Here is a 16,592-nt window from a genome sequence, read left to right as displayed (position 1 = left end):
CTGGACGGCCGGGAATCCGGTCCGGGCGCGCGAGGATCAGCCGATCGGCGGATGTGCGCGGAGGGCGTCGCGGGGGAGACTCGACGTCCGTGGGCGGTGAGGGCGCCACCCGTTCCACCCTCGGCGGAATCGGCCCGGTTCCGCCCGAATCCCATGGACCGTGCGCACGGGCCGACGTAGGCTTCACCGCGCAGTCCGTGCGCCCCCGGACCGCACCGCATCTGCCCAAGGACCCCTGTGACTCTGCTGCGACTCGTGCTCGCGGCCGCCCGCCGGTACTGGACCCTGATCATCGTCGTCGTGATCTTCCAGCTGCTCGGCGTGCTGGCCAACCTCTACCTGCCCACGCTGAACGCCGACATCATCGATGACGGCGTCGCCCAGGGCGACATCCCCACGATCTGGCGCCTGGGCGGCTGGATGCTCGCGGTGACCTTCGCGAACATCGTCGCCGTGGTGGTCGCGAACTACGCGGCCGCGCGCGCCGCCATGAGCATCGGCCGCGACCTGCGCAGCCGCGTCTTCGACCAGGTCGCCACCTACTCGGCGCACGAGATGAACGAGTTCGGCGCGGCCTCGCTGATCACCCGTTCCACGAACGACGTGCAGCAGGTCCAGATGCTCGTCTTCTTCTCGATGCAGTTCCTGGTGCAGGCGCCCATCACGGGCATCGGCGGCATCATCCTGGCGCTGCGCGAGGAGGCGGGGCTGGCCTGGCTGATCGCGGTGATGGTGCCGCTCATGCTGGTCTCCGTCGGCTTCCTGATCGCCCGCGCCGCGCCCCTGTTCCGGGTGATGCAGGAGCGGATCGACGCGATCAACAAGGTGCTGCGCGAGCAGATCACCGGCATCCGCGTGCTGCGCGCGTTCACCCGCGAGGACTTCGAGCGCGAGCGCTACGAGGGCGCCAACGAGGCCCTCACGGACACCAACCGCCGCGTGGGCCTGCTGATGATCCTCATCAACCCGATCATCATGTTCCTGCTGCAGGTCTCCAGCGTGCTCGTGCTCTGGTTCGCGGCGCCGCGCGTGGAGTCGGGGACGATGCAGGTCGGTTCGATCACCGCGTTCATCGCCTACCTGATCCAGATCCTCATCGCGGTGATGATGGCGACCTTCATGACGATGATGATCCCGCGCGCCATGGTCTCCGCCGAGCGCATCGACGCCGTGCTGACCACAGAGACCTCCGTGACCGTGCCCGAGCGCGGCATCACCGAGGTGCGCGGCCGCGGCGACCTCGCCTTCGAGAACGTCTCCTTCACCTACCCGGGCGCCGAGAACAACGTGCTCACGGACATCGACTTCACCGCCCGCGCGGGCCAGACCGTCGCGATCATCGGCGGCACCGGCTCGGGCAAGACGACCCTGCTCAGCCTGGTGCCGCGCCTGATGGACGCGACCTCCGGCAGCGTGAAGGTCGACGGGATCGACGTGCGCGAGCTGGATCCGCAGGTGCTGTGGGACCGCATCGGCCTGGTGCCGCAGCGCCCCTACCTCTTCTCCGGGACGGTCGCGACGAACCTCCGCTTCGGCCGGCCCGACGCGACCGACGAGGAGCTCTGGCACGCGCTCACCGTCGCCCAGGGACGCGACTTCGTCGCCGCGATGCCCGACGGGCTGGACTCGCCGATCGCCCAGGGCGGCACGAACGTCTCCGGTGGTCAGCGCCAGCGGCTGTGCATCGCCCGCGCCCTGGTCGCGAGGCCGGAGATCTATCTGTTCGACGACTCCTTCAGCGCCCTCGACCTCACCACGGACGCCCGCCTGCGCGCGGCGCTCGCCCCGGAGACCCGTGACGCGCTCAAGGTGATCGTCGCCCAGCGCGTCACCACGATCACCTCGGCCGATCTCATCCTCGTGCTCGAGCACGGGAGGGTCGTCGGCTCCGGCACCCACGCCGAGCTGCTCGAGACCAACGAGACCTATCAGGAGATCGTCCGCTCCCAGGGCGCCGAGGAGGTGGTCGCATGAACGCCGACGACACGACGAAGAACCCGACGCCGGCCGACGGCGACGACTCGGCGGACCGCACGGGCCGGGCCGACGGCGAGGCTCGAGCCGACGGCGCGAACGCCGCGCCCGCCACCACGAAGCCCGCGGGCGACGAGGCCGGCGAGGCCGCCGAGATCGAGGCCGAGAAGAGCGCCGAGCGCGGGCTGCGGCCCGGTCAGAGCGCGCGGAACTTCTGGCCCTCGGCGCTGCGGCTGATCCGCACCATCGGCCCCGAGAAGATGTACGCGATCCTGGGCATCGCCCTCGGCGTGATCGGCGTGGGCCTGGCCGTCGTCGGCCCGAAGATCCTGGGCCGCGCGACCGACATCGTCTTCTCCGGCGCGATCTCCAAGCAGCTGCCGGCGGGCGCCACCAAGGCGCAGATCATCGAGGGCCTGCGCGCGCAGGGCAACGACACCTACGCCGACCTGCTCGCGGGCATGGACCTCACGCCCGGACAGGGCATCGACTTCGCGGCCCTGCACCAGGTGCTGTGGTTCGTGGTCGGGATCTACGTGGTCGCGAGCCTGTTCCAGTGGCTGCAGGGCGTGATGCTCAACCGCATCATCTTCCGGATGGTCTACCGCCTGCGCCGGGAGGTCGAGGAGAAGCTGCACCGGCTGCCTCTGTCCTACTTCGACCGCCAGCGCCGCGGCGAGATCCTCTCGCGCGTCACCAACGACATCGACAACATCCAGAACACACTCATCAACACGCTGACCGGCCTGGTCAACGCGCTGCTGACGGTGCTCGGCGTGATCGTCATGATGCTGACCCTGTCGTGGCAGCTGACCCTCATCGCGCTGTGCGTGATCCCGCTGGCCGCGGTGATCACGGGCATCGTGGGCAAGCGCTCGCAGAAGCTGTTCCAGCAGCAGTGGGATGCGACCGGCAAGGTCAACGCCGAGGTCGAGGAGGCCTTCAGCGGCCACGAGCTCGTGAACGTCTTCGGTCGCCGCCGGGAGGCGTCCCGCAGTTTCGAGGAGCGCAACGGCGAGATGTACAAGGCGTCCTTCGGCGCCCAGTTCGTCTCCTCCCTCATCGGCCCGCTGATGATGTTCGCCGGGAACCTCACCTACGTCGCGATCGCGATCGTGGGCGGCCTCAAGGTGATCGGCGGCGACATGTCGCTGGGCAGCGTGCAGGCGTTCATCCAGTACTCGCGCCAGTTCACGCAGCCCCTCTCCCAGGTCGCCTCGATGGCTACGATGCTGCAGTCCGGCGTAGCCAGCGCCGAGCGCGTCTTCGAGCTGCTCGACGCCGAGGAGCAGACGCCCGACTCGGCCCGCGACGCGGCCGGCAACCCGGACCCGACGTCGCTGGACGCCGCCTCGCGGATCCGCGAGGGCCGCGTCGAGTTCGACCATGTGCGCTTCTCGTACACGCCCGAGCGCGAGCTCATCCGCGACCTCTCCCTGGTCGCCGAGCCCGGGCACACGGTCGCGATCGTGGGGCCGACGGGCGCGGGCAAGACCACGCTCGTGAACCTCGTGATGCGCTTCTACGAGATCGACGGCGGCCGCATCACGATCGACGGCATCGACATCCGCGACCTCACCCGCACCCAGCTGCGCGAGCGCACCGGCATGGTCCTCCAGGACACCTGGCTGTTCAACGGCACGATCATGGAGAACATCCGCTACGGGCGCCTGGACGCGAGCGACGAGGAGGTCATCGAGGCCGCGAAGGCCACCCACGTCGACGACTTCGTCTGCCATCTGCCCGACGGCTACGAGACCGTCCTGGACTCCGACGCGTCGAACGTGAGCGCGGGGGAGAAGCAGCTGCTGACCATCGCCCGCGCGTTCCTCGCCCGGCCCAGCCTGCTGATCCTGGACGAGGCCACCTCGAGCGTGGACACCCGCACCGAGCTGCTCGTGCAGAACGCGATGAACCGGCTGCGCTCGGGTCGCACCTCCTTCGTGATCGCCCACCGCCTCTCCACGATCCGCGACGCGGACCTCATCCTGGTGATGGAGGCCGGCGACATCGTCGAGCAGGGCACCCACGACGAGCTGCTCGAGGCGAACGGCGCCTACGCGCGGCTGTACCGCTCGCAGTTCGAGGGCGCGATGGCCGATCCCGACGCCGAGGAGGAGCAGGGCGAGCCCGTGCCCACCGGCGGCGGGGGAGTGCCGGGAATGTGAGAACGAGGGACGAAGGAGGCGTGCGCTCGCAGCGCGACTGCGGGCAGCATGGTCGCCGGATATGCGGGAGGGATCATGAGCAGTCCTGATGGCGGTGTGATGGTGCTGATCAGCATCCAGGCGGAGCCCGGATACGAGAGCGAGGCGCGTCGTCGGTTGTCGGACGCCATCCAGACGTCGCGCAAGCCCGGCATGATCAGTTCGCGCGAATACGCGGACCCTGCGAGTCCCGGGGCGTTCTACGCGATGCAGGAATGGGAGAGCGCCGCCGCCTTCGAGGCGCACATGCGCGACGCGGCCGAGCACGGGATGAGCGAGGCGGTCGATGTGCTGAGAGAGCCTCCGCGCACGGTCGTCCTCCGGCCGATCTGAGAGGGGCGGCGCACGGCTGCGTGCCCGCGCCCCGTGTGCCCCACACCCCACGGATTTGTCGTCATGCATACCTCTGCATAAACTTCCACTCGTGTTCCCGTCATCCCGGCCCCGCAGACGCACCCTGCTGCGCGCGCTGCCCCTCGCTCTCGGCACCGCGATCACGGTGCCGGCCCTCGGCGGCTGCACCCACGCCTCCGAGCGCCTGGACGCCGAGACCAACGCGATCCCGACGATCGACCTCTCGGGCATCACGAAGCAGGACGACCTCGCGGGCCTCGTCCCGAAGGACGTCCGCGAGCGCGGCACTCTCGTCAACGGCGCGGCCCTGAACTACGCGCCCGGCGAGTTCGTGGGCTCGGACGGCGGGGCCGTGGGCATCGACATGGACATCCTCAGCGGCGTCGGCAAGGTGCTGGGACTGGAGACGCGCACCGAGTCCGCGGTGTTCGCGCAGATCATCCCCTCGATCGGCTCGAAGTACGACGTGGGGATCTCGAGCTTCACCATCGACCCCGACCGGCTCAAGCAGGTCTCGATGGTCTCCTACTTCTCCGCCGGCATGTCCTATGCGGTGAAGACGGGCAACCCCTACGGCATCACCCCGCCCGACCTGTGCGGCGCGCGCGTCGCCCACCAGGTCGGCACCTACATGGACGACGTCGTCGCCGAGCGCGACGCCGCCTGCCGGAAGGACGGCGGCCAGGGCGTCATCGACCAGCCCTACGTGGGCAACGCCGACGCCGCGACTGCCGCCGCGGGCGGGAAGGCCGACGTCCTGATCGGCGACTCCCCGGTGGTCGCCTACGCGATCGAGAAGTCCCGCGGGACCCTCGAGCAGGTGGGCGACATCGAGGACGCGGCCCTGTACGGGATCGTCGTCTCCAAGGACCAGCCGGAGCTCGCGAAGGCGATCCGCGGCGCGGTCCAGCACCTCATCGACTCCGGCGCCATGCACGACATCCTCGATGCCTGGGGCAACGCCGCCGGCATGATCAAGACCTCGGAAGTGGACCCGCAGTGAGCACGACACAGCCCTCGCCCGCGCCCGCCGACCCGATCCCGGGCCGCATCCGCGCCAAGCGCAGCCCGCGCCCGGGCACCTGGATCAGCGCCGTCATCGTGGTGCTGCTGGTGCTCGCCCTCGCGAACTTCCTTGTCACCAACCCCGTCTTCGACTGGGGCACGGTCGCCACCTACATCCTGGACGTGAAGGTCGTCCAGGGCGTGGGCTGGACCCTGCTGATCACGGTGCTCTCGATGGTGCTGGGAACGATCGTCGCGCTCACCGCGGCGATCATGCGACGCAGCGAGAACCCCGTGCTGCGCGGCGTCTCCTGGGCATACATCTTCGTCTTCCGCGGCACCCCGGTGTACACCCAGCTGGTGTTCTGGGGCCTGTTCACGGTGATCGTCCCGAAGATCACCGTGGGCGTCCCCTTCGGCCCCGAGTGGTTCTCCTTCTCCACGCGCGACTACTTCCCGGCGTTCTGGGCGGCCGTCGTCGGCCTCGGGCTCAACGAGGGCGCCTATCTCGCCGAGATCATCCGCTCGGGCCTGAACTCCGTGGACAAGGGCCAGAGCGAGGCATCCAAGGCGCTGGGCATGGGCAACGGCCAGATCCTGCGGCGGATCATCATTCCGCAGGCCATGCGCGTGATCGTGCCGCCGCTGGGCAACGAGACCATCGGCATGCTCAAGACCACCTCGCTGGTGCTCGCGGTGCCCTTCACCCTGGACCTCACCTTCGCGACCAACGCGATCGCCAACAAGCTGTACGCGCCGATCCCGCTGCTGGTCGTCGCCGCGATCTGGTACCTCGCGATCACGAGCGTGCTGATGGTGGGCCAGTACTACCTCGAGCGCTACTTCGGCCGCGGCTTCGATGACCGCCCCGGCGGCGCCGGACCGACGAAGCGCGGCCGCCGCGCCCGCCAGCGGGCCGTGAACAGCGCCTCGACGACCCCCAAGAACTCCCTCCCGGAGGTGGAGCTGTGATGAGCCAGGACCCCCGGAACACCCATCGGGCGAACGCACCGGACGACCAGGCGGCGCCCGCTGCCCCGTCGGACGTTGCCCCGTCGGACGCTGCCCCGTCGGACCCCGCGGCCCCGGCCGAGGGCCCCGCCCTCATCGCGCTCGAGGGCGTGCACAAGGCCTTCGGCGAGCTGCACGTGCTCAAGGACTGCGACCTGCGCGTGGCCGAGGGCGAGGTGGCCGTGCTGATCGGCCCCTCGGGCTCGGGCAAGTCCACGCTGCTGCGCTGCATCAACCAGCTCGAGGAGCCCACGGCGGGCCGCGTGCGCATCGCCGGCGTCACCCAGGGATACGCCGAGGAGCCCCTGCCCGACGGCCGCTGGCAGAAGCTCTCCCCGAAGGAGATCGCCCGCCAGCGCGCCCGCATCGGCATGGTCTTCCAGCGCTTCGATCTGTTCCCGCACATGACGGCCCTGCAGAACGTCATGGAGGCGCCCGTGCACGTGCTCGGCCGCCCCAAGGCGCAGGCCGAGAAGGACGCGCTCGCGCTCCTCGAGCGCGTGGGGCTGGCCGATCGCGCCGAGCACTACCCCTCGGAGCTCTCCGGCGGCCAGCAGCAGCGGGTGGCGATCGCCCGTGCGCTGGCGATGGAGCCCGAGCTGATGCTCTTCGACGAGCCCACGTCGGCCCTGGACCCCGAGCTCGTCGCCGAGGTGCTCACTGTCCTCAAGGAGCTCGCAGAGGGCGGCATGACCATGGTCGTGGTCACCCACGAGATGGGCTTCGCCCGCGAGGTCGCCGACCAGGTCGTCTTCATGGCCGACGGGCAGATCCTCGAGCAGGGCAGCCCCGAGCAGGTCATCGACCACCCGCAGTCGGATCGTCTGCAGGGGTTCCTCGCCTCCGTGCTGTGAGCGACGAGCGCCGGCAGGACTCGCGGCCGCAGCTCGCGCCGCCGCCGACCGCTCCGACGGCCGTGACGAGGAGGAGCGATCCGGCCACGTCGCTGGGACGGTGCCAGCCGTAGTGCACGAGTTCGAAGGCGGCCGCGGCGAGCACGAGGGCAGCGACGATCGCGACGACGCCGCGCATCGCGCCGGGGACCACGATCCACAGGGCCATTGCCACCGACCCGAAGGCGATCATGTGTCCGCTGGGGAACGAGTTGCCCTGATCCGTCGCGATCGCATCGCGCCCGAACACGAAGCCCTTGAGCACCTGGCCCAGCACGTTGCAGGCGGCCAGGATCATAAGAGCGCGCACGCCCCGCATCGCCCTGCCCCGGCCTGCGGCGATCAGGAGCACGACCGCGCTGCTCAGCATCAGCGTGGGCACGGAGACGGCACGCAGCAGCGTGGGGTTGCCGTGCGTCTCCAGCATCCAGAAGATGCCGAGGTCCAGCTGCTCCGCGGGCCGGTACGACCCCGAGAGCCGGTAGAGGACGAGGAACATCCCGGTCGAGATGACGGCCACCAGGGCGCGGAGGATCATCTGCCGACGGTCCGCGTCGAGAGGGCGCGCTCGGGTCGCGTCGCGCGTGAGGTCCGCGGTCAGGGTCTGCGAGTCCTGTTCCGTGGTGAGCACGCCCCGATGATGGCATCGCGGCCCGTGCGCCTCGAAGGGGGCGGTGGCATCTCGCACACGCTCTTCCCAGCGAACATCTGCAGGTGGGAGCGTCGCGACGCTCAGTCGTCCGTCCGGCGCACCTCGCCCCACACCGTGCGCATGTGCGACCGGGAGCAGCTCTCGGCGGCCTCCGCGTCCCCGTCGGCGATCGCGAGCGCGACCCGCATGTGCTCCTCGAGCGTGCCCTCGACGGGCAGCGGGGGAGTGAGCCCCAGGCGGTTGCGGCCCTCGAGCACCGCGCGCACCGGGCGAGCGAGAGAGGTCAGCTGCGGGTTCCCGGAGGCTGCCAGAAGCAGGTCGTGGAAGGCGACGTCGGCCTCGAGGTAGTCCTCGGAATCGCCCAGGCCCCGTCCTCCCAGGTCCACGAGCCGATCGGCCAGGCGTCGCAGCTCCGCGCACTGGCGGGAGTCGGCGCGGCGTGCGGCGAGATGGGCGGCCATCGGCTCGGCAGCCACGCGCAGCTCGGCGAGCGCCTCGAGCTGGCGCTGGCGGAACGGGCCGGCCAGCTGCCAGTCGATCAGGCGCGGGGAGAAGGCGTCCCAGGCCCCGCGGGGCTGCACCGTGATGCCCACGCGCCGACGAGAGGCGACCATGCCGAGGGACTCGAGCACGCGCACGGCCTCCCGTGCCACGGTCCGCGAGGCGCGGCAGTCCTTCTCGATGCCGGAGAGCGTGTGCACGGAGCCCTCGGGGAGGCGGCCATCGGTGATGCGCCGGCCCAGATCGTCCAGGACCCCCTCGTGCATGGCCGACGTGGGCATGGCGACTCCTTCATCGTCGAGGACTGCGAGGACTGCGAGGACTGCGGGGACTGCGAGGGCTGCGCGGGCGCCGCGCGGGCGGAGGGCGTCGGCGGATCGAACGATGATCCGGGGTCCCAGCGCCCGCTTCAATGGTGCTACCTTAGCGCGCATAAAGTAGTACCTTTGCGGTCGTGTGTTCGGCGGTCGCCGCCGGTTGCCGTGGGCGCGCAGGCATCGCCGCCCCACCCGGACCACTCTGCTTCCCACCCGCATTCAACGGAGAATCCCCATGGACAACTGGACCCAGACCCTGGGCGCCGGCCCCCTCCTCGGCATCGCCGCGGTCGCCGTCGCGCTGATCCTGTTCCTGGTCATCAAGGTGAGGCTGCACGCCTTCCTGGTGCTGGTCATCGTCTCGCTGCTGACGGCCCTGGCCACGGGCATCCCCTCCGGCGCGATCATCGAGACGCTCGTCGACGGCTTCGGGTCCACTCTCGGATCCGTCGCCCTGCTCATCGGCTTCGGCGCCGTGCTCGGACGCCTCATCGAGTCCAGCGGCGGCGCCAAGGTGATCGCCGAGAAGATGGTCGCCGTCTTCGGCGAGAAGCGCGCCGCCTTCGCCCTGGGCCTGACCTCCCTGGTGCTGGGCTTCCCGATCTTCTTCGACGCCGGCCTGGTGGTCATGCTGCCGATCATCTTCGCGGTCGCCCGGCGCATCGGCGGGAAGAACCTGCTGCTGTACGGACTGAGCTCGGCGGCGGCGTTCTCGGTCATGCACGTGTTCGTGCCGCCGCACCCCGGCCCGGTCGCCGCGAGCGACTTCTTCGGCGCGAACCTGGGCATGGTGCTGCTGGTCGGCCTGATCATCGCCTTCCCGGTCTGGTACGTCTCCGGCTACCTGTGGGCGACCTTCGTCAACAAGCGCACGCCGCTGCTCGTCCCCGACCTGTTCGGCACCGACGATGACCAGCCGGCCGTGCCTCCGAAGGCGTCCACCGTGCTCGCGGTCGTCGCGCTCCCGCTCGTGCTGATCCTGCTGAACACCGGACTGGACGCCCTGGGCACCGCGAAGGTCGTGGACGCCGACGCGAGCTGGGTGCAGGCCCTGCGCCTGATCGGCGAATCGCCCGTCGCCCTGCTGATCACCGTCCTGGTGGCCATGCTCGTGCTCGGGAAGTTCCGCGGCCAGGACGGCTCGGCGCTCGAGAAGCTCGTGGACTCCACGCTGGGCCAGGTCGCCTCGGTCATCCTCATCACCGGCGCCGGCGGCATGTTCGGCGGCGTGCTGCGCGCCTCCGGGATCGGCGACGCGCTCGCCTCGACGCTCGACTCCTGGGGCATGCCCGTCATCTTCGCCGCCTACGTCATCGCCCTCGCCCTGCGCCTGGCACAGGGCTCGGCGACGGTCGCTCTGGTGACCACCGCGGGTCTGCTGTCCCCGGCCGTGATGGCCGGCGGCTACGGCGCGATCGACACCGCCGCGATCACGCTCGCGGCCGCCGCGGGCTCCGTCTTCGCCGGGCACGTGAACGACTCCGGCTTCTGGCTCGTCGGGCGCCTCATGGGCATGGACGTGAAGACCACCCTGAAGACCTGGACCGTCCAGCAGGGCATCGAGTCCGTGGTCGGCTTCGCCTTCGTGCTCGCCGTCTACGCGATCTTCTGAGGCAGGCGGCCCGGCGGCTCGGCGGCTCGGCCGGCGAGCCCGCCCCGGTAGCCGCTCGCCATGCTCAGGCGCCAGGCCCGCCCGCATCATCGAACCCGCGTTCGGGAGGATTCCGTGCGGTGTTCGAGGGGTGAACGGCACGGAATCGTCCCCTGCGCGGATCTGACGCCGTGGGGTGTCGGCCGTGCCCGTCACTGGCCGCCTGTCGTCTCGGGTTCTCAGGCGCCGGGCGGGAGGATCGGCTCGGGACGATCGCGTCCCCCGCCCGCGTTCTCGGCATCGCCCTGATCCCTCGACCCGCCGCCGAGCACGCCGACGGCGGTGACCAGCAGCAGCGATCCGACCACGTCGCTGGGGCGGTGCCAGCCGTAGTGGACGAGCTCGAAGGCGACCACGCACAGCACGAGCGCGGCGATCACGGTGAAGGGCCTGCGCATGCGCCGCGGCAGCACGATGCGCAGGGCGAGCGCGACCGAGGCGAAGGCGATCATGTGGCCGCTGGGGTAGGTGTTGTCCACGGTGAGCACGATCGAGTCGCGGTGCAGCACGATCTTCTTCAGCACCTGACCGAGCACGTTGCAGATCGCCAGCAGGGCGAAGGCGCGCAGACCGTCCATGGCGCGATCTCGGCGGATGCCGATCGCGATCACGACGATGCTGCACAGGATGAGCCACGGCACCGAGACGATCCACAGCAGCCGCGGCGTGCCGTTCGTCCACAGCGAGGTGAGCACGCGGATGTCGAGCGACTCCGTCGGCCCCACCCAGCCCGAGAGGTAGAAGACCAGCAGGAAAAGAGCGAGCGTGGCCCCCGCGATGAGCCAGCGGACGGGGGAAATGCGCATTTCCCGATCATCCCACCGCGGTCGCCGAGCGCCCCTGTCGCGGTGGCCTCACCCACAGATCCGACGGGTCACGGCCCACCGAGAGGTGAGAAGTCGTCGTCATAAGAGCGGTTTGACGACATCTTCTCTCCTCTCGCTGAGGGTACTCACTTCCTGAGCGTGCTCACTTCCGCCCGGTGCCGTCGACCGCGAACTCGTCGATCGCGGCGAGCTCCGAGTCGGTGAACTCGGCACTGCGGGCGGCCTCGACGTTCTGCTCGAGCTGGGTGGTCGAGGAGGCGCCCACGAGCGCGGTCGCGACCTCGCGGTGGCGCAGCACCCAGGCGAGCGCCATCTGCGCGAGGCTCTGCCCGCGGGACTCGGCGATCTTCGCGAGCCCCCGCACGCGCTCCTGGTACGTCTCGTCCTCCGTCTGGGTGGCGGAGAGGAACGGGGAGGCGCCGGCGGCGCGCGAGCCCTGCGGGACGCCCCTCAGGTACTTGCTGGTCAGCAGCCCCTGCTGCAGCGGTGAGAAGACGGCCAGGCCGATGCCCAGATCCGAGGCGGTCTCCAGCAGACCGTCCTCGACATGGCGGTTGAACATCGAGTACGAGGGCTGGTGGATGAGCAGCGGCACCCCGTGGCCATCGAGGATGCGGGCGGCCTCGCGGGTGTGCTCGGGCGAGTAGTTCGAGATCCCGGCGTACAGGGCCTTGCCCGTGTGGACGGCGTGGGCGAGCGCGCCCATGGTCTCCTCGAGCGGGGTCTCGGGGTCCTCGCGGTGGTGGTAGAAGATGTCGACGTACTCCAGGCCCAGGCGGTCCAGGGACTGGTCGAGCGAGCTCAGCAGGTACTTGCGCGAGCCGCCGTCGCCGTAGGGGCCGTCCCACATGAGGTAGCCGGCCTTCGTGGAGATCACCAGCTCGTCGCGGTGGCGGCCGAAGTCGCGGGCGAGGATCCGGCCCAGGTGGGACTCGGCGCTGCCGGGAGGCGGGCCGTAGTTGTTGGCCAGGTCGAAGTGGGTGATGCCCATGTCGAAGGCGCGGCGCACGATCGAGGTCAGCGTGCCGGGGTCGCGGTCCTCGCCGAAGTTCTGCCAGAAGCCCAACGAGATCGGCGGCAGGCGTAGGCCGGAGTCGCCGACCCGGCGGTAGTCGGTGCTCTCGTAGCGGTCGGGGGAGGGCGCGAAGGCCTCGTTGCTCATGGGGTCAAGCCTAGNTCGGTGCTCTCGTAGCGGTCGGGGGAGGGCGCGAAGGCCTCGTTGCTCATGGGGTCAAGCCTAGGCGAGCGCCCGCACCATCACCGCCATGCCCAGCCCCGGCACCTTGAGGTTCGCCGCGTCGCCCGCGAAGGGCACCACCTCGCCGGTCTCGACGAAGTCGTGCCGGGCGTACCAGTCTTGCAGTTCCGTGCGGGACTCGAGGACCCGCAGGTGCAGTGTCGCGAGGCCCTCAGTGGCCCGGTGCCCAACGATTGCGGGGAAGCCCCGCCGCGAGCTGAACGTCCGTCCGTCAGAACCGCTCATCACACCCGCGAACGCCGGAGGCGGCTCTCTCCACCACACCGGGGGCTCGATCGCCCATCTGCTCACACCGGCTCCGGGTCGGTGATGGCGGGTCGATCCGTCATGTCAATCCGACTGTTGTGATCACGAAGTCGGCGTCGTCGAGGAAGCCGTGGGGGTCCTGGAGGTCGAAAGCGGTGCGTTGGAGGACGTAGCCGTGCAGGAGCGCCATCACCACGCGCGTCGTCCTATCGATGTCGAGGTCCTCGCGCACGATGCCTGCCTCCTGTCCCCGATGTAATGACGTTGCCATGCTGCGGCGCATCGCATCGAAGCCATGCTGGGCATGGACGCGCAGACGCTCGTTGCGCAGTAGCTCACCCCAGGCCTGCACCGCGCATCGGAGAAGGTCGTCGATCGACACCGGCTGTCCGGCCGGGTCGACAACGGCGCTCTCGCCGGCGCGCGCGACGGCGGCCCGGATGAGCTCTGAGACGGTGAGCGCGTCGCCGTGCTCGACCGCTCGCTCCAGCGGTTCGAAGATGAATCGGAACGCGTCGCCGGCGATTTCAAGGATGAGCTCGTCCTTGCCCGCGAAATAGCGGTAGGGCGCGCCGGTCGAGACGCCGGCCTCGGCGGCGATGTCCGGCATCGAGGTCTGACGGAAGCCGTCGCGAGAAAAGCATCTGCGCGCAGCGGCAACGATCGCGGCTCGCTTCTCGGTGCGACGGGCCTCGGTGATGCGGGGCATGGCGTCCTCCTTCGGTGAACAGAGGTTCATCTTGACACAACGCGACGTCGGGTGGATCGTTTTTGGTGAACGATCGTTCACGGAAACGATCCGAGTGGATGCGAGGACTCTCATGACCTGCCTACCCCTGACGATCGGCGGCTACCGCTACGAGCACACCCGCGCGCTGTTCGACGGTGCGATCGGAATCGAGGGGGTCGAGGCAACATTCGTCTCGTCGCCACTGATCTCCGATACCTTCCAGCAGATGGCGCAGGGTGAGCTCGACGTGGCCGAGTACGGCCTCACCTATTTCCTGCGCAGCTGGGACGCCGCCGCCTCGCCGTTCGTCGCGCTGCCGATCTTCCCCAACCGCAATTTCCGGCACGAGGCGCTGTACGTCTCCGAGCGCAGCGGCATCGAGCGCCCCGAAGAACTCGCCGGTCGAACTGTGGGGGAGTTCGCGCTGTGGGGCAGTGACCCAGGCGTGTGGATGAAGGGGATCCTCGCGGAGGAGTACGGCGTCACGCCCGACCAGATCCGTTGGATCGTCGGCGGCACCGACTTCCCGATGGGGGCCTTCGACTGGATCCCACAGCCCGTGCCCGCGGGGGTCGACGTCACCCACGCGCCCGATGGAGCAACCCTTGCCGCAATGCTCGAATCCGGGCAGATCGACGCACTGCTGTCAGTCGACGTGCCGCAGGCGCTCCTGAACGGCGACAAGACCGGCATCCGGCGACTGTGGCCCGAGTACCCGCAGGTCGAACGGGAGTACTTCACGCGCACCGGCATTCACCCGATGATGCATGTCGTCGCGATCCGTCGCGAGGTCGTCGCCGAGCACCCCGAAGTCGCTCGCGCGATCTATGACGCCTACGCGACCGCCAAGGAGCAGGTGCAATCGTGGTATCGCGACCAGGCGACCAAGCAGCACATGGGCGTGATCACCCCGTGGTTCAGCGAGCTGTTCGCCGAGAACCGTGCTCTCTTGGGCGAGGACTGGTGGCCCTACGGCGTCGAGCGCAACCGCAGGGCCATCGACACGTTCCTCCGCTATCACCACGAGCAGGGCCTGTCCCAGACACTCCTGACGAGCGAGGACATCTTCGCGCCGTCCCTTCTGGACACCTGATGGACGGCGCACTGCGCATCATTGCGCTTGAGGAGCACCTGGTCGTCCCGGAAGTGCTCGACGCTTGGACGCGCCTCGACCCCCTTCATCGCGACCTCGCCTATGGTCCCGCGACCCAGGGCAAGAGCGCCCGTTTGCTGCTCGACGTCGGGGACGAGCGGCGCGACCGGATGGCCGCGACGGGGGGTGGACGTGCAAGTGCTCTCGCTCACGACGCCAGGACCCCAGAACCTTCCGCCCGCTGAAGCGCTTGCCCTGCAGCCCCTCGTGAACGACAGGATTGCCGAGATCGTGCACGTCGACCCCGATCATTTCCAGGGCCTCGCGTCGCTCGCCACCGCCTGCCCTGACGCAGCCGCTGCCGAGCTTGAGCGGGCAGTGCGCACTCGCGGGCTCGACGGTGCGATGCTCTACGGCCGAACCGACAGCACAGGTCTCGACGACCCGAACCTCGATCCGCTGTGGGCGACGGCAGAAGAGTTGAACGTGCCGCTGCACCTGCACCTGCACCCGCAGTCGCCGCCGCCCGCGGTGCGCGACGCCTATTACGACGGCTTCTCCCCATCGGTGTCGAACGGTCTCGCGACCCATGGCATCGGCTGGCATTACGACGCCGGCGTGCAATTCCTGCGACTTGTGCTCAGCGGGGTCCTCGATCGCCACTCCGGCCTGCGCATCGTCCTAGGTCACTGGAACGAGCTGGTGCTTATCTACTTGGAGCGGGTGGCGCACATCGCGGCGATCGCCCCTCACACCGGGGAACAACTCCGGGCGGGGATTCGGCGATGAGCCGCCGGCTGCGTTTCGGGTCGATGCCTTACGACCAGCTCCGCGGCCTCATCGATGGGAGCGTGACAGTCGACGGCCGTCCGGTGCAGTACACCACCTCGACACTCGCAACGGAGATTTTCGAAGGCGCCATCGTGCGACGGGAGTTCGACGTCGCCGAGCTCGGCCTCACCTACTTTCTGCGGACCCTCGACACCGAGGAGCACCCCTTCCTGGCACTGCCCATCTTCCCGGCGCGTCTGTTCCGACAGTCGGCGGTCTTCATCAACACCGACGCAGGCATCACACGCCCCGAAGACCTGACCGGGAAACGGGTCGGCGAGTTCGTCATGTATGGTCACGACGCCGGTGTCTGGGCGAAGGGGATCCTGCACGACGAGCACGGCGTCCGGCCCGAGACCATGCACTGGACGACCGGCGGTCTTGACAGGCCCCTGGTACCTGCCGACTACGTGCCGGCGCGGCACGCCGCGGGCGTGGACGTGCAATCCGCCCCTCAGGGTGCCGACCTCGGCCGCATGCTCGAGGAAGGGCAGCTCGACGCCCTCGTCTCGGGCAACGTGCCCCGCGCCTTCCTGGAACGCTCTCCGAGCATTACGCGACTGTTCCCCGATTACCGCGGGGTCGAAGAGGACTACTACCGGCGCACAGGAATCTTCCCGCCCGCCCACGTCCTCGTGATCCGCCGCGAGCTCGTCGAAGAGCGGCCCGGCATCGCGCGCCTCGTGTACGGCGCCTGCACAGCGTCCAAGAATCAGGCGCTGCGACGCCAGACCCTCGGCAGGGTCGTCAACTTCGCGACCGAGTTGCTTCCCTGGGCGAACAGCCTCGCCGACCGTGACGTCGACGTGCTGGGCAACGACCCGTTCGCCTACGGTGTCGCCGCGAACCGCACGGCACTTGACACGTTCCTGCGTTATCACCACGAGCAGGGACTCTCGCGACGATTCTCCGTTGAGGAGGTCATGGTCCCCGAACTGCGCCAGACGTGATCCGCCGACCCTGCACATCGCCTCGTGCATCCTGCGGTGCCACTGGACGCCGTCGTTCACGGCGGGCTCTGGACCGAACTTTCCGGGCAGAC

General features: G+C 69.4%; 17 protein-coding genes. 11 read left to right on the top strand and 6 right to left on the bottom strand.

Annotated elements, in window-relative coordinates:
* Nucleotides 1-237: 237 nt before the first annotated feature.
* The 6 genes from FHG10_RS06020 to FHG10_RS05995 all read left to right on the top strand — a co-directional run bounded on the left by FHG10_RS06020 (nucleotide 238) and on the right by FHG10_RS05995 (nucleotide 7,405).
* Nucleotides 238-1,974: an ABC transporter ATP-binding protein gene (locus tag FHG10_RS06020; protein WP_152352401.1), complete on the top strand. Its 1,737-nt coding sequence runs from the start codon at nucleotides 238-240 to the stop codon at nucleotides 1,972-1,974.
* On the top strand, nucleotides 1,971-4,142 hold the full coding sequence (locus FHG10_RS06015) for an ABC transporter ATP-binding protein (RefSeq protein ID WP_152352400.1): 2,172 nt from the start codon (nucleotides 1,971-1,973) through the stop codon (nucleotides 4,140-4,142). Before FHG10_RS06020 ends, FHG10_RS06015 begins: the two co-directional genes overlap by 4 nt.
* A 75-nt stretch (nucleotides 4,143-4,217) precedes the next feature.
* On the top strand, nucleotides 4,218-4,514 hold the full coding sequence (locus tag FHG10_RS06010) for a putative quinol monooxygenase (RefSeq protein WP_152352399.1): 297 nt from the start codon (nucleotides 4,218-4,220) through the stop codon (nucleotides 4,512-4,514).
* 91 nt (nucleotides 4,515-4,605) lie between these two features.
* Complete coding sequence (locus FHG10_RS06005; protein WP_152352398.1) at nucleotides 4,606-5,538, top strand: transporter substrate-binding domain-containing protein; 933 nt, start codon at nucleotides 4,606-4,608, stop codon at nucleotides 5,536-5,538.
* Nucleotides 5,535-6,512, top strand: a complete 978-nt coding sequence (locus FHG10_RS06000) for an amino acid ABC transporter permease (protein ID WP_152352397.1) — start codon at nucleotides 5,535-5,537, stop codon at nucleotides 6,510-6,512. Before FHG10_RS06005 ends, FHG10_RS06000 begins: the two co-directional genes overlap by 4 nt.
* Nucleotides 6,512-7,405 (top strand): amino acid ABC transporter ATP-binding protein, encoded by an 894-nt coding sequence (locus FHG10_RS05995; RefSeq protein ID WP_152352396.1) that lies wholly within the window; start codon nucleotides 6,512-6,514, stop codon nucleotides 7,403-7,405. Before FHG10_RS06000 ends, FHG10_RS05995 begins: the two co-directional genes overlap by 1 nt.
* On the opposite strand, the gene FHG10_RS05990 is transcribed toward FHG10_RS05995, so the two are convergent.
* Entirely contained in the window at nucleotides 7,350-8,075 is a 726-nt protein-coding gene (locus FHG10_RS05990; protein WP_152352395.1) for a phosphatase PAP2 family protein, read from the bottom strand. The genes FHG10_RS05995 and FHG10_RS05990 overlap by 56 nt on opposite strands.
* A gap of 101 nt (nucleotides 8,076-8,176) precedes the next feature.
* Nucleotides 8,177-8,878 carry a FadR/GntR family transcriptional regulator gene (locus tag FHG10_RS05985; protein ID WP_152352394.1) on the bottom strand — a complete coding sequence of 234 codons (702 nt, stop codon included), beginning with the start codon at nucleotides 8,876-8,878 and terminating at the stop codon, nucleotides 8,177-8,179.
* 271 nt (nucleotides 8,879-9,149) lie between these two features.
* Here FHG10_RS05985 and FHG10_RS05980 point away from each other — a divergent pair, with 271 nt between their 5' ends.
* Nucleotides 9,150-10,526: a GntP family permease gene (locus FHG10_RS05980; protein WP_152352393.1), complete on the top strand. Its 1,377-nt coding sequence runs from the start codon at nucleotides 9,150-9,152 to the stop codon at nucleotides 10,524-10,526.
* Nucleotides 10,527-10,744: 218 nt separating this feature from the next.
* On the opposite strand, the gene FHG10_RS05975 is transcribed toward FHG10_RS05980, so the two are convergent.
* From FHG10_RS05975 to FHG10_RS05960, 4 genes are all read right to left on the bottom strand, one after another.
* Nucleotides 10,745-11,371 (bottom strand): phosphatase PAP2 family protein, encoded by a 627-nt coding sequence (locus FHG10_RS05975; RefSeq protein WP_152352392.1) that lies wholly within the window; start codon nucleotides 11,369-11,371, stop codon nucleotides 10,745-10,747.
* A gap of 163 nt (nucleotides 11,372-11,534) precedes the next feature.
* Nucleotides 11,535-12,554, bottom strand: a complete 1,020-nt coding sequence (locus tag FHG10_RS05970) for an aldo/keto reductase (protein ID WP_152352391.1) — start codon at nucleotides 12,552-12,554, stop codon at nucleotides 11,535-11,537.
* Between the two features lie 75 nt (nucleotides 12,555-12,629).
* Entirely contained in the window at nucleotides 12,630-12,875 is a 246-nt protein-coding gene (locus FHG10_RS05965) for a hypothetical protein (RefSeq protein ID WP_152352390.1), read from the bottom strand.
* Between the two features lie 100 nt (nucleotides 12,876-12,975).
* The gene (locus tag FHG10_RS05960) at nucleotides 12,976-13,605 is read right to left on the bottom strand and encodes a TetR/AcrR family transcriptional regulator (protein ID WP_152352389.1); all 630 of its coding nucleotides are present in this window, start codon (nucleotides 13,603-13,605) and stop codon (nucleotides 12,976-12,978) included.
* Here FHG10_RS05960 and FHG10_RS05955 point away from each other — a divergent pair.
* From FHG10_RS05955 to FHG10_RS05945, 4 genes are read left to right on the top strand one after another with little or no spacing between them, the layout of a single operon-like run.
* The gene (locus FHG10_RS05955; RefSeq protein WP_227488067.1) at nucleotides 13,604-14,719 is read left to right on the top strand and encodes an ABC transporter substrate-binding protein; all 1,116 of its coding nucleotides are present in this window, start codon (nucleotides 13,604-13,606) and stop codon (nucleotides 14,717-14,719) included. The genes FHG10_RS05960 and FHG10_RS05955 overlap by 2 nt on opposite strands.
* Nucleotides 14,719-14,964, top strand: a complete 246-nt coding sequence (locus FHG10_RS17910; RefSeq protein WP_193636226.1) for a hypothetical protein — start codon at nucleotides 14,719-14,721, stop codon at nucleotides 14,962-14,964. Before FHG10_RS05955 ends, FHG10_RS17910 begins: the two co-directional genes overlap by 1 nt.
* A complete protein-coding gene (locus FHG10_RS05950) occupies nucleotides 14,906-15,508 on the top strand; it encodes an amidohydrolase family protein (protein WP_227488066.1) in 603 nt (200 codons plus the stop codon). Before FHG10_RS17910 ends, FHG10_RS05950 begins: the two co-directional genes overlap by 59 nt.
* Nucleotides 15,505-16,500 carry a type 2 periplasmic-binding domain-containing protein gene (locus FHG10_RS05945; protein WP_227488065.1) on the top strand — a complete coding sequence of 332 codons (996 nt, stop codon included), beginning with the start codon at nucleotides 15,505-15,507 and terminating at the stop codon, nucleotides 16,498-16,500. Before FHG10_RS05950 ends, FHG10_RS05945 begins: the two co-directional genes overlap by 4 nt.
* Nucleotides 16,501-16,592: the final 92 nt, after the last annotated feature.

This window comes from Brachybacterium subflavum (genome assembly GCF_009299795.1).
Taxonomy (GTDB): Bacteria; Actinomycetota; Actinomycetes; order Actinomycetales; family Dermabacteraceae; genus Brachybacterium; species Brachybacterium subflavum.
Note: the sequence above shows the minus strand (reverse complement) of the source record. Positions and strands in the feature narration are given on the sequence as shown.

Bases quoted from the DNA above. Each gene is read 5' to 3' on its own strand.
- FHG10_RS06015 (WP_152352400.1), top strand. From the start codon at position 1,971: ATGAACGCCGACGACACGACGAAGAACCCGACGCCGGCCGACGGCGAC.
- FHG10_RS06010 (WP_152352399.1), top strand. From the start codon at position 4,218: ATGAGCAGTCCTGATGGCGGTGTGATGGTGCTGATCAGCATCCAGGCG.
- FHG10_RS05995 (WP_152352396.1), top strand. From the start codon at position 6,512: ATGAGCCAGGACCCCCGGAACACCCATCGGGCGAACGCACCGGACGAC.
- FHG10_RS05985 (WP_152352394.1), bottom strand. From the start codon at position 8,878: ATGCCCACGTCGGCCATGCACGAGGGGGTCCTGGACGATCTGGGCCGG.
- FHG10_RS05980 (WP_152352393.1), top strand. From the start codon at position 9,150: ATGGACAACTGGACCCAGACCCTGGGCGCCGGCCCCCTCCTCGGCATC.
- FHG10_RS05975 (WP_152352392.1), bottom strand. From the start codon at position 11,371: ATGCGCATTTCCCCCGTCCGCTGGCTCATCGCGGGGGCCACGCTCGCT.
- FHG10_RS05970 (WP_152352391.1), bottom strand. From the start codon at position 12,554: ATGAGCAACGAGGCCTTCGCGCCCTCCCCCGACCGCTACGAGAGCACC.
- FHG10_RS05965 (WP_152352390.1), bottom strand. From the start codon at position 12,875: ATGAGCGGTTCTGACGGACGGACGTTCAGCTCGCGGCGGGGCTTCCCC.
- FHG10_RS05955 (WP_227488067.1), top strand. From the start codon at position 13,604: ATGGCGTCCTCCTTCGGTGAACAGAGGTTCATCTTGACACAACGCGAC.
- FHG10_RS05960 (WP_152352389.1), bottom strand. From the start codon at position 13,605: ATGCCCCGCATCACCGAGGCCCGTCGCACCGAGAAGCGAGCCGCGATC.
- FHG10_RS17910 (WP_193636226.1), top strand. From the start codon at position 14,719: ATGGACGGCGCACTGCGCATCATTGCGCTTGAGGAGCACCTGGTCGTC.
- FHG10_RS05945 (WP_227488065.1), top strand. From the start codon at position 15,505: ATGAGCCGCCGGCTGCGTTTCGGGTCGATGCCTTACGACCAGCTCCGC.